Here is a 12,143-nt window from a genome sequence, read left to right on the forward strand (position 1 = left end):
TTGGCGGCTTAATCGTTCTTGGCCACAACTTGCCCGCTAATATCAAACACGGTGTACGACAATGTTAGCTCTTCCACGTCATAGGGTAGTTCAGTATCAACATAAAACAGTAAAGTGAATTCCACTTCTTCTCCTGCTTTTAACGGCTGTTGATCAAAACAAAAACAAGCAATTTTATGTAGATACTTTGCTGCTTTACCGGGTGAAACACTTGGGATAGCTTGCATTACCTTGTCAGTATTACTGGTATTTTTAGCACTAAACTTAACTTCTCGCATGGCGCCTGGCTGCACAGCGACGCTGTACTGCTCAGACTCCACTTTGAATGGGGCGCCACTTTGCGCATGAGTTGTAAAACTCACATCAACCTGACGTTCAGTATTTACATGCTCACTGACTTTGGCTTGTTCAAGTGAGGGTTTACCATTGAGGCCCGTAACATCACAAAACACGTCATAAAGCGGCACCAATGCGAAGGCAAATGCAAACATAGCTAAACATGCTAACAACAGCTTTTTAAGCAAAGGTGCGTGATTCATTACTTAATCTCCGGTGGCGTCTCAAAGGTGTGATACGGTGCTGGTGAGTCAACTTCCCACTCTAATCCTTCAGCGCCATCCCATACTTTAGCGGGGGCTTTTTCGCCGCCTCTGGCACACTTAAAGACCACTAAAACAAACAGCAGTTGCGATAAACCAAACGCAAACCCACCGATACTGATGATGGCATTGAAATCAGCAAATTGAAGTGCGTAATCTGGAATACGGCGGGGCATACCTGCAAGCCCCACAAAGTGCATTGGGAAAAACAGCACGTTAACGCTAACAAGCGATAACCAAAAGTGCCATTTAGCCAAGGTCTCGTTATACATATTGCCCGTCCACTTCGGCAGCCAATAATAGGCCCCAGCCATAATGGAGAACACAGCACCTGTAACTAATACATAATGGAAGTGGGCAACCACAAAGTAGGTGTCATGATACTGAAAATCGGCCGGTGTAATAGCAAGCATAAGCCCCGAAAAACCACCTAACGTAAATAACACAATAAAGGCGATTGCAAACATCATGGGTATTTCAAAGCTAATAGAGCCTCGCCACATTGTTGCCACCCAGTTAAACACTTTTACCCCAGTTGGCACCGAAATCAGCATCGTCGCGTACATAAAGAACAATTCGCCAGCAACCGGCATACCTGTCGTAAACATGTGGTGTGCCCAAACAATAAAGCTTAAGAGTGCTATTGATGAGGTTGCATACACCATGGACGCATAGCCGAATAATTTTTTGCGCGAAAAGGTCGGCACAATCGTTGAGATAATACCGAACGCCGGTAAGATCATAATGTAGACTTCAGGGTGACCAAAGAACCAGAAAATATGCTGGAACATCACCGGATCTCCGCCACCAGCAGCATCAAAAAAGCTGGTCGCAAAGTACTTATCGGTCAATACCATTGTCACGGCACCTGCCAGCACGGGCATAACAGCAATCAGTAAGAAAGCCGTGATCAGCCACGTCCATACAAATAGAGGCAGTTTCATCCATGTCATACCCGGCGCTCTAAGGTTTACAATTGTCACAATGACATTGATAGCGCCCATAATTGAGCTAATACCCATAATATGCACTGCAAACACAAACAGCGCGGTATTATCGTTACTGTAAGTCGTTGAAAGCGGTGCATAGAACGTCCAACCAAAAGCGGGACCACCACCGGGCATAAGCAGCGATGCCAATAAAATAAGGAAGGCAAAAGGTAAAATCCAAAAGCTCCAGTTGTTCATTCGTGGTAAGGCCATATCTGGCGCACCTATCATCATAGGTACCATCCAGTTTGCAAGCCCTGTAAAGGCGGGCATCACAGCCCCAAATACCATGATCAACCCATGTACTGTGGTCATTTGGTTAAAAAAGTGAGGATCAACCAATTGTAAACCAGGTTGGAATAATTCAGCACGGATCACCATAGCCATGGCGCCGCCAATTAAAAACATCGTCAACGAGAAGATCAGGTACAAACTACCTATGTCTTTATGGTTGGTTGTATATAACCAACGCTTGAAACCTTTCGCTGGATGATGGTGGTCGTGATGCGCATGCTCAGTGGCTTGCTCATTAATAACGTTACTCATTAGTTCGCCTCCGCTGCTGCATCAATTGCTGCTTGAATCTGACTCGGTTGAATGACATCACCGGTATTGTTACCCCACGCATTGCGTTTATAAGTGATGACTGCTGCAAGTTGTTTTATTGAAAGCTGTTTATCAAACGCTTGCATCGCTGTACCTGGCTTACCATGTAAAACAATATCAATATGATCGTTCACATCGCCCAACACGATTGGGCTGCCTTTTAAGGCTGGAAATACACCCGGCAATCCCATGCCAGTGGGCTGATGGCAGGCTGCGCAGCTGGCCATATAGACTTGTTCGCCTAAAACAACTAATTCATCTTTCGAAAGAGTTTGATCAAGTAATGCGGCATCTGCAGCAGCGGCTTGTTCTTTCGCTTGTTTTGCGTCTGCAAGCCAAGTCGCAAACTCATCTTCTGGCAATGCCTCAACAACCACCGGCATAAAACCATGGTCTTTACCACATAACTCTGCGCATTGACCACGGTACATACCGGGCTCGTTAATGCGTGTCCATGCTTCATTAATAAAGCCGGGATTGGCATCTTTTTTCACGGCAAAATCAGGAACCCACCAAGAATGTATTACATCATCAGAGGTCATTAAAAAACGTACTTTTTTGTTGATTGGTAACACCAGAGGTTTGTCGACTTCGAGTAGGTAGTGCTCTGTTTTTTCGGCTTGATTATCTATTTGATCTTTCGGTGTCGCTAAAATCGAATAGAAAGCAATATCTTCTCCCATGTATTCATAGTGCCACTTCCACTGCGACCCTGTTACTTTGATTGTAATATCTGCTTTTGAAGCATCTTCCATGGCAATAAGCGTTTTGGTGGCAGGGATTGCCATAGCGATTAAGATCACAAATGGAATAGCAGTCCAAAGTATCTCGACCTTCGTGCTTTCATGGAATTGGGCAGGCTTTGCCCCTTTAGACTTACGATGATGTATCAAAGCCCAAAACATCACCGCAAATACGATGATGCCAATCACACAACAGATAATAAATATCGTCATATGTAATTCATAAACATTATTACTTATATCAGTGACACCTTTACGCATATTGAATTGGCTATTTGCCAAAGCAAGTTGCGGAAGTGCTACCAATATAAGCCACAAGGTGTAACGCAGTTTACCCATGTGACAGCTCCTTTTAATGCTATTGCAAGACGCAAAGCGAAAAGGCGTTACAGCTGGTGCCCATTCGTTTTTTTTATTGTTTAAATACCCAAACCAATCGATGGTTGATGTGTCATCTACAAACAGCTTGGGTCTGTGTATCATCACGACGCAGTGAACGACACACTCATTGTTTAACCCCCTTACACATTTGTTGTGTGTCTTTTTCGTAAATAGGTGTTAATACAATGTACTTAACCAATTAGTTAAAAAATGAGCAATAAGCAAGTTTTTGTGGTAATAAATGTTTATTTTGGTGCAAAAATAACAACTATAATCAGCGCGTTAATTAATACTTAAGGCAAGTATAAAAACTTAAAAAGAAAGGAAAACTGCGCCGTATAAGGCTTTATGTAGAAAGTAAGGGTTAACAAATCTTAGGTAAACGGTCAAAAACAAACAACGCACCAAATTGAATCAATTTGGTGCGTTGTTTCAAAAAAGTTTAGCAAAGCAGATAAAGTAATTACTCTGCTTGTAACGATTAACGCGTAATATAAAAAGCTACATCCAATCAGCGTTGCGAATAACCCCAACCGCTAAGCCTTCAATATTAAATGACTCATGCTCTAAGTCCACTTCAATCGGGGCAAATTCTTCATTTTCAGCATGCAAAAATACTTTACGTCCTGCTTTTTCTAAGCGCTTTACAGTCACATCGTCATCGACACGTGCCACAACAACTTGGCCATTTTCTGCAACTTGCGTTTTGTGTACTGCCAGTAAGTCACCATCCATGATGCCAATGTCTTTCATACTCATGCCGTTAACTCGCAATAAGAAGTCTGCAGCGGGTTTAAACAATGCAGGGTCAACCTGACAATGGCTTTCTACATGCTCTTGCGCCAAAATAGGTTCACCCGCGGCAACACGCCCAATCAGTGGTAAGCCAAGCTGTTCTGGCTCGTCTTCTTCGACTAATTGAATGCCTCGGCTTGCTCCAGGCTTCATTTTAATCATGCCTTTTTTTGCCAGTGCTTTTAGATGCTCTTCAGCGGCATTGGCACTTTTAAATCCCAATGTTTGCGCTATTTCAGCACGCGTAGGTGGCATACCAGTGTCTTTAATAAATACTTTAATAAGTTCTAAAATTTGCGATTGGCGTTTTGTTAATGGGCGCATACAACTGGTTTTCCATACAGTACATTTAACTGTGAGTATATACAGTTATCTGAAAATCGCAAATTTAAATTCCCCTTCCTCTCATGATAAAAAACAAGCATTGAACGGTGGGGATAGATACCATATTGTATACCGATATTTCACTTAAGAAGTTAGTTTGCAAAGGAAACACAATGAGCATTTGGTATCAACCATTCACCCTCGAATTATGTAAAGAACTCGAACAGGGTATTACTGGGCAAGGCACATTAATGAAAACAATGGGCATTGAAATAACCGAAATCGGCGACGATTATTTAGTGGCCACTATGCCCGCTATTCCAGAGCATCATAACCCTATGGGGATGGTCCATGGTGGTGCTAATGTTGTTTTAGCAGAGACTGTAGCAAGTTATGCAGCCAATTTTGTGGTCGACTTCACCGCATATTATGCTGTTGGCCAAGAAATAAATGCCAATCACATTAAAGCCTCTCGAAAAGGCCTCTTAACAGCCACGGCAAAGCCACTGCACTTAGGTAAGCGAACATCTGTATGGGAAATTAAAATAACGAATGCGGCAGGTGAACTATGCTGCGTATCACGAATGACCGCAGCGGTAGTCAAGCGTTAGTGATTAACGCTCAACAGGATAAATAGTAATTTCGAGCCCTGCGCCAATCGCTGAAATACGTAATAAGGTGTCTGCGTGCAGGGCTTGATTAAAACATTTAGGTGAGTCACCCGACTCAAACCCAATATCGAAAGTACGCTTTGAGCAAGACAACCATTGCTTTAATGCATTGCGTGAGCACGACTCTATAAGTTCACATAATTGGTTGATAGCTTTATCTGGTGTGCTGATATCAGCCGCGGCTTCAATACGTGCTAATTGACGGTATTCATCTTGGTCGTAATGTAAAACCATGGCGTTTTTCTTTAAATCAGCTACCAGCGCACTCATATCGTGTTTTGATTCAAGTTCCAGATCTACATTTAAAAATTGAATTTCCGACATACTCTCGTTTTTACCCTCTATTGATATCTCTGAAACTTTAACTCAGTTTTGTACATAAACCAAATTTAGAATACAGTAAATGCTGCAAGAGCGTTGAGTCGCTCTGTCTATACCGCTGCCCAATAAAAAAATAATAAGAGGTAATCAATGAATAAGCGCGTATTTAAATATGCCCGTAAAGGGCATAAGTGGCTGGGTTACTTACTCGCCATACAACTCTTTTTTTGGTTATTAGGGGGCTTAGTAATGAGCTCCATCCCCCTTCAAAAAGTACATGGTAAACATTTAGCCAACCGTAGCTTAGATAATCCATTTACCTTGCATGATTACCCCGCTTCTCTTGACCAAATAACCAAACAATTTCAGCAAATTGATAGCATTCAATACCGTCATTTTTTAACCACTCCCATCATCGAAGTGACGACTAATAAAGGCGTGTTTAACTTTGACGGTCAATCAGGTCGTGCTATGAGCACACCAACTAAAACTGAAATTATTGCCAATGCCAATGCACACTTACTCATCAAGGCGGATGTCGCGGGTGCGCAGTTACTAGAAAAAGGAGCGAGAGAAGTCGGTCACCGCTCCAATGTGTGGCAAGTGAGCTATAACGATTGGTTAAATACAACCGTTTATTTAGAAGGCGACTCCGGTAAAGTCATTACTGTTCGTAGCACCTTGTGGCGCATTTTTGACTTTTTCTGGATGCTGCATATCATGGATTATGATGAACGAGAAAATTTCAACAACCCATTACTAATTAGCTTTGCCGCAAGTAGCGTATTATTTTGTATTACGGGCATTATTTTATTACTACAAAATGTCCGTATCAGACGCCGTAAACCGATTACACGTGCTGATCAATCAAAATAGGGTTACCATCAGGGTCGGTGACAATAAAACTGGCATCACCGACCTTTTGTACCGCCAGCCCCTGTTGTTTAAAGTGCGCCTCTAGTTCATCATAAGCACTAAACTCACTTAAAGGTCTCGCACTTTGGTCCCAGCCAGGGTTAAAAGTCAGCATGGTTTTATCAAACATCCCCTGAAACAAACCTATTAAATGTTCACCGTTTTTCATAATCAACCAATTATGCTCTATCTCACCCGCAAACTGAGTAAACCCCAACTTCTCGTAAAATAGCTTTGAAGCATGGATATCTTGTACATTTAAACTCACAGAAAACGCACCTAACCGCATTGTTCAACTCCCATAGACTGTATTTATTAATGACTATAGTTTACTTTTGGCGCGTGCTCTTTTTCTTTTCAGCTCTGCGTTTTACAATAGTGTTTCCAGTAGTTCACTTATGTGATGGATATGCGTTTACTTTTATCAGCAACTTTATGCCTGTTGTTATGCTTTACGGCGTCTGCGGAACAGTTTTCAAACTTTTCTAGCGCCAAAAAATACCTTATTAAAACCTTACCCGAAAACGCTAAAAGCTTATATTGCGGGTGTGATATTAAACGCCAAGGAAAAAAACTGGTGCCCGACCCGAGCGTCTGCGGGTACATACCACGTAACGAAATCACTCGCTCTGGTAAAGAAAATGCACGCGCGAAACGAATTGAATGGGAACATATAGTCCCTGCGTGGGAGTTTGGGCACCAATTACAATGTTGGCAAAATGGCGGGCGTAAAAACTGCCGAAAAGTCAGTGAAAAGTTTCGTAAAATGGAGGCTGACATCCATAATCTAGCCCCTGCAATTGGTGAAATAAATGCCGACCGCTCAAATTTTCGCTATGGAATGGTTGCAACGAGTAGCGCCAACTACGGCGCATGCCCTGTGAAAATAGATTTTAAACAGCGCGTATTCGAACCTCCACTTTATGCAAGAAAACGTATAGCAGACACCTATTTTTATATGCAAAAAACCTATGACTTAAAAATATCAGATAAGCAACGCACCTTGTTTGAGTCATGGCAAAAACTCGAGATAGCCGAAATAAGCAATAGAAAAGCACTGTAAAATTTGTACACCTGTTTACAAAACTACAACCTTACTCTATTGCCTTGCCTCTTTCTTGTTGATACTTTTTAAACAATTATTTACAGGAAAGTAGACAAATGTTTAAAAATAACAAACTCGCAGTAGCAATCTTTTTTGCAGTGTCAGGCCTCTCTTTATCTGGCTGTGGTGGCGGAGGTTCATCAACGCCAACCAACCCAGATACAAGCACGCCTACACCACCCCCAACAAATTCTGGACCAACATGGACTGCGGGTACTTTTGCCTCATCGAGTGAATTTAAAGACCAATGTGCAATACCACGCACGGGCACTGATCCTTACAACAATAACCAACCATACCCAGATAAAGCAGGCTCTGAATTTACAGAGAAAATGTGGTTACGCTCTTGGAGCAATGAAACTTACCTTTGGTACGATGAAATTGAAGATAATAACCCAGATAACTTTAATTCAGTGGCCGCTTATTTTGCACAGTTAAAAACGTTCCAAAAAACAGACTCAGGTGCTAACAAAGATAACTTCCACTTTAGCGAACCGACCGAAGATTACTTTAAAGAAGCGCAATCAGGTGTCGTATCTGGCTACGGAATTAACTGGGCATTTATTAAGAGTACTCCTCCGCGTGAGTTGCGCGTTGCTTATCTAGAAGATGATTCGCCAGCCGCTAAAGCAGGTTTACAGCGCGGCGATACTATTCTATCGGTTGACAATGTAAGCATTGATAGCAATACCGCAGCAGGCGTCGATACATTAAACGAAGTACTTTTTAGTCCAACAGCTGGCGAATCTCACAACTTTAAGTTGCGCAGCAATGATGGCACTGAAAAGTCGATTAATATCGTCGCCGGAAATATCACCCAAACGCCGGTGCAAAACGTTGGCACCATCACTACCGAAAACGGTTTCAAAGTTGGCTACATGCAATTTAATAGCCATATTAGTATTGCTCAGCAAGGACTTATTGATGCGGTCAATCAGTTTAAAGCCGACAATATTGATGAACTCGTAATCGACTTTAGATATAACCGTGGCGGCTTGTTAGCGCTGTCATCGCAGCTTGCTTATATGGTCGCAGGCCCTGCTAATACTCAAGGTTACTATTACTATCAAACCATTAAAAACGACAAACAACCTGTTGAAAACCCATTTCCGTTCGTTGATATTGAAGTGGACTACTCAACTTTTGAGGTAACTAATAATACCCTGCCAGATCTTAACTTAGCAAAAGTCTATGTACTGAGCACTGAAAGTACTTGTTCTGCCTCAGAAGCTTTTATAAATGGCTTAAAAGGCATTGATGCTGAAGTTATTTTAATTGGTGGTAAAACCTGTGGTAAACCCTATGGCTTTACCCCAACGCATAACTGCGCCACGACGTATTACACCATTCAGTTTACCGGTGCCAACTTTAAAGGTTTTGGTGAATACGCCGATGGCTTAAACCCAACACCAACACCACAATTTGCAGCTGATGTGAAAGGATGTGTCGTTGCTGATGACTTTGATCACTCTTTAGGCGACCAACAAGAAGGACTCCTCGCGGCCGCTCTTTATCATATTGAAAATGATAGCTGTCCTGTTGTGGCGCAAGCATCAGCAACTAAACAGCTAAACTTTGCATCACAAGCAGAACAAGAGACTGGGTTATCGCTTTCACCAAATCGTCCTATTTACAGAGAAAACATGGATTTAACTCGTCCAGTTTCAGCGAAAGGAAAGAGCAATGAGTAAAAAACATGTGCTGGCTGTCGCTATGTTAACAAGCTTAGTGGCGTGTAAAAGTACCCAAGCCGAACAACCACAAAATGCCACACTAACGCGAGTCAACCCAGGTGTCATCACTCAGTTGCAACAAGCGATTCAGTCAGCCAAAGGTGGGAGCTTAGTAACGCTCGCTGATGATGTGTTTACAAAAAGCGCAGAACTATTGATTGATCACGGCACCAGTAAAGGTCCAGATGGTATGCCAATTATGGGGGCACATAGCATTCCATCTGAAAAGTTCATATTGCAAAAAGCCGCTGATCAATGCGTACTTTACTACCCTAAAAAAGAGTTGCGTATTCCACTGCCCAATGTGGAATGCGAAGTCAAATAGCAAAAAAGGCGCAGTATGTTACTGCGCCTTTCATTTTCTAGTGCTTCTGATGAATAGCGTTGCTATCCATGCAATTGTCAATAATTAACCCTTGTCAGATATCGCTATTATAGGCTTTGATGAGGACCAAACACTTCGTAATGAATACGCTCGGCTGCCACACCTAAATTAACAAGTTGCTGTTTAATCAAAGCCATAAAAGCAATGGGTCCACAGATATAAAACGCGCCATCGCTAAGCGGTAACTTTTCAGCCAGTAAAGCAACATCCATCAAACCAGTAAAATCGGCTCCGGCTCCTTCTTTAAACCATGTAAAACAACTCAGCCCTTGGTGTGTATTAACTTCTGACAGCAAATAATCTTTAAATGCATATTGCGCAGCGTTATCACAGGCATGTAAATAATGGATAGGCTGACTAGGTTGCTTGTCAAGTAAGCTTTGCAGCATGGCCAACAAGGGTGTTTGACCAACCCCTGCAGAAATGAATACCACAGGGCTGTTACTTTCACGTAAAACAAAATCACCCGCGGGTGGGTAGACCTCTATGTGCTCGCCCTCATCTAAACTATGTAAATAATTAGAAACCAGTCCTTCTCGCTTCACACTGATCCGATAGTTTTCACCGTTACTTTTTTGTGAGATAGAGTACTGGCGAATTTGAGTATTCTCAGTCTTTTTAGAGTGGACTTTTATACCTAAGTATTGACCAGGTAAGTGCGACACAACGGGCTTTCCATCACAAGGAGTGAGGGTAAAGCTGGTAATAGAATCTGACTCAACGTGTTTTTTAGTGATCGTAAACAAACGAGTACCAAACCAGCCCCCTTTAGCTTGTTTAGTTTTTTGATATAGCGCCATTTCTTCTGTAATGCATACATCGGCAAGCAATGCATATGCTTCACGCCACGCATATTCAACCTCAGGGGTAAATTGCTCTGGCAATAACTCTTTTAAGGTCGCAATTAAATGCCCACCAACAATCGAGTAGTGTTCTGGCAAAATATGGTAACTCGTGTGTTTATGGTTAATACGCGCTAACGCACTTTTTAAGACCTCAAGATTATCAATATTTGCAGCATAAGCAGCTAACGCATTGAATAATGCAAATTGCTGATGCCCTGATTTTTGATGGGTCATATTAAAAATATTTTTTAGCTCAGGATTATAACTAAACATACGATCATAAAAGTACTCAGTAACTTGCGGACCTGCTTCTGCAAGCAAAGGCAGTGTACTTTTTACAACCTGGATCGTTTTTTCAGATAACATATTTTTTCCTATTCAAGAGTAGTTAACCTGGACGGCCATCAACACGACGTTTAAGTAAAATGGGCGCACAATGAAATAAAAATAAAATAAAACCCAGCACCCATAGCAATGCACTTAATTGCCACGCAAGGTGATGGTTTAAAATAGCGGGGAGCAGAGCACGGACAATGGCAGCTCCTGCAATAAGCATAAAGGCGACATTCACGAGTACAGGCACCTGTAAAGGACGACTTGTATGGCCATGCGATACACGCACCATCATGGCAAGAATCATTAAGCCAATCGTGCCAACAGTGACAAGATGCAACGCATCTTTAAAGAGTATGAGTGGGCTGTAAAAGCTAACAGCGATTAACGCTAAACCTATTGCCAGTGCCCAATAAGCAAAATGCAGAGACCACAATAAAGGCACTTTTAATACACCTGCATGCCACCACAAAATACTGCGATAAAAATGCAAGGTAGCTAGCCATGCGAATACCCAGCCAACACTCAATGTGTTAAAAAATAACTGGCTTAAGAAATACCAAGCAATGGCAAATAACGAACTGAATAGCAGTAGCTTATCAAGCTTAGGGCTGCGCACTTGTTCAGTAATATTAAGACCGCGTGCGGTAAAAAAAGGCACAACACGCCCCGCAACAACCCCCACCAATAACACCATGAGTAAAACGGCGGTATCAACAATACTTAGCGCAAAGGAAAACTTTTGCAAAACGACCAAACTGAGGAAAATCATATTGCACGCGCATAGCATGGCGGTAATAAAAATGAACAAATAATTATGACGGCTTTTAGCCTGTAAGAGCATATCAGTCAAAATAGCAATACCAGCCAACCACCACACAAGCTGAAATCCCCCTACCAAGTAAAGGTTAAGTTGACTAATACCATTTACGTCAACAAAGAAACTGCCGCGTGCGATAACCCAAGTCACACTAAGTAAACACAATTTAATACCGCTAACACTTGGCACACCTGTCCACGTTTGCGCTGCGGTCAGTAAGAATCCCATAGCAACGACCCCTGCAAACCCAAATAGCATTTCATGGGCATGCCACAGCGTAGCAGGCATTGTTAACTGCCAACTTGCATAGCCACTCAGAATTAGCAGCCAGTAGCTCATAGATAAAACAGCCAAAATACCAGCCCCTAAAAAGAAAGGTCTAAATGCTAATCCCCATACTGGCCATTTACTTAGCTGATAAACATGGATTTTTTTTTGCATTGGCTCTGTTAAATTAATGACTTTCATTGCAACCCTTATTTGCCCGAATTAGTCAGCCTATTGCACAGTTCACGCCAAAAATAAAAACCATTTATTTTCAATCAATTAAAAACAAATCATTGCCTTATGTGTCATAA

Annotated in this window: 13 protein-coding genes; 5 read left to right on the top strand and 8 right to left on the bottom strand. The window is 42.1% G+C overall.

The window, feature by feature from the left end; translation table 11 throughout:
* Nucleotides 1-8: 8 nt before the first annotated feature.
* From H3302_RS15090 to lexA, 4 genes are all read right to left on the bottom strand, one after another.
* Complete coding sequence (locus H3302_RS15090; protein WP_182395767.1) at nt 9-539, bottom strand: cytochrome c oxidase assembly protein; 531 nt, start codon at nt 537-539, stop codon at nt 9-11.
* A complete protein-coding gene (gene ctaD, locus H3302_RS15095) occupies nt 539-2,134 on the bottom strand; it encodes a cytochrome c oxidase subunit I (protein WP_036973428.1) in 1,596 nt (531 codons plus the stop codon). The genes H3302_RS15090 and ctaD overlap by 1 nt, the downstream gene beginning before the upstream one ends.
* Nucleotides 2,134-3,276 carry a cytochrome c oxidase subunit II gene (gene coxB / locus H3302_RS15100; RefSeq protein WP_036973429.1) on the bottom strand — a complete coding sequence of 381 codons (1,143 nt, stop codon included), beginning with the start codon at nt 3,274-3,276 and terminating at the stop codon, nt 2,134-2,136. The genes ctaD and coxB overlap by 1 nt, the downstream gene beginning before the upstream one ends.
* 543 nt (nt 3,277-3,819) lie before the next feature.
* Nucleotides 3,820-4,437, bottom strand: coding sequence for a transcriptional repressor LexA (gene lexA, locus H3302_RS15105; protein ID WP_036973430.1), 618 nt, complete (start codon nt 4,435-4,437; stop codon nt 3,820-3,822).
* Between the two features lie 173 nt (nt 4,438-4,610).
* Here lexA and H3302_RS15110 point away from each other — a divergent pair, with 173 nt between their 5' ends.
* Nucleotides 4,611-5,048 carry a PaaI family thioesterase gene (locus tag H3302_RS15110; protein ID WP_036973431.1) on the top strand — a complete coding sequence of 146 codons (438 nt, stop codon included), beginning with the start codon at nt 4,611-4,613 and terminating at the stop codon, nt 5,046-5,048.
* Nucleotides 5,049-5,051: 3 nt separating this feature from the next.
* On the opposite strand, the gene H3302_RS15115 is transcribed toward H3302_RS15110, so the two are convergent.
* Nucleotides 5,052-5,432 carry a hypothetical protein gene (locus H3302_RS15115; RefSeq protein WP_036973432.1) on the bottom strand — a complete coding sequence of 127 codons (381 nt, stop codon included), beginning with the start codon at nt 5,430-5,432 and terminating at the stop codon, nt 5,052-5,054.
* Between the two features lie 147 nt (nt 5,433-5,579).
* Here H3302_RS15115 and H3302_RS15120 point away from each other — a divergent pair, with 147 nt between their 5' ends.
* Nucleotides 5,580-6,305 carry a hypothetical protein gene (locus H3302_RS15120; RefSeq protein ID WP_065979421.1) on the top strand — a complete coding sequence of 242 codons (726 nt, stop codon included), beginning with the start codon at nt 5,580-5,582 and terminating at the stop codon, nt 6,303-6,305.
* Here H3302_RS15120 and H3302_RS15125 read toward each other — a convergent pair.
* Nucleotides 6,280-6,633, bottom strand: a complete 354-nt coding sequence (locus tag H3302_RS15125) for a VOC family protein (protein ID WP_036973434.1) — start codon at nt 6,631-6,633, stop codon at nt 6,280-6,282. The genes H3302_RS15120 and H3302_RS15125 overlap by 26 nt on opposite strands.
* A gap of 114 nt (nt 6,634-6,747) precedes the next feature.
* Here H3302_RS15125 and H3302_RS15130 point away from each other — a divergent pair, with 114 nt between their 5' ends.
* The 3 genes from H3302_RS15130 (at nt 6,748) to H3302_RS15140 (ending at nt 9,507) form a co-directional block, all read left to right on the top strand.
* The gene (locus H3302_RS15130; protein ID WP_065979422.1) at nt 6,748-7,407 is read left to right on the top strand and encodes an endonuclease; all 660 of its coding nucleotides are present in this window, start codon (nt 6,748-6,750) and stop codon (nt 7,405-7,407) included.
* A 98-nt stretch (nt 7,408-7,505) separates the two neighbouring features.
* Nucleotides 7,506-9,140: a S41 family peptidase gene (locus H3302_RS15135; protein ID WP_182395769.1), complete on the top strand. Its 1,635-nt coding sequence runs from the start codon at nt 7,506-7,508 to the stop codon at nt 9,138-9,140.
* On the top strand, nt 9,133-9,507 hold the full coding sequence (locus H3302_RS15140; RefSeq protein WP_036973440.1) for a hypothetical protein: 375 nt from the start codon (nt 9,133-9,135) through the stop codon (nt 9,505-9,507). The genes H3302_RS15135 and H3302_RS15140 overlap by 8 nt, the downstream gene beginning before the upstream one ends.
* A gap of 107 nt (nt 9,508-9,614) precedes the next feature.
* On the opposite strand, the gene hmpA is transcribed toward H3302_RS15140, so the two are convergent.
* Entirely contained in the window at nt 9,615-10,778 is a 1,164-nt protein-coding gene (gene hmpA, locus H3302_RS15145) for an NO-inducible flavohemoprotein (protein ID WP_036973442.1), read from the bottom strand.
* Nucleotides 10,779-10,800: 22 nt separating this feature from the next.
* Nucleotides 10,801-12,033 (bottom strand): NnrS family protein, encoded by a 1,233-nt coding sequence (locus tag H3302_RS15150; RefSeq protein ID WP_182395771.1) that lies wholly within the window; start codon nt 12,031-12,033, stop codon nt 10,801-10,803.
* Nucleotides 12,034-12,143 lie beyond the last annotated feature (110 nt).

Source organism: Pseudoalteromonas sp. MT33b, assembly GCF_014117385.1.
GTDB lineage: Bacteria > Pseudomonadota > Gammaproteobacteria > Enterobacterales > Alteromonadaceae > Pseudoalteromonas > Pseudoalteromonas lipolytica.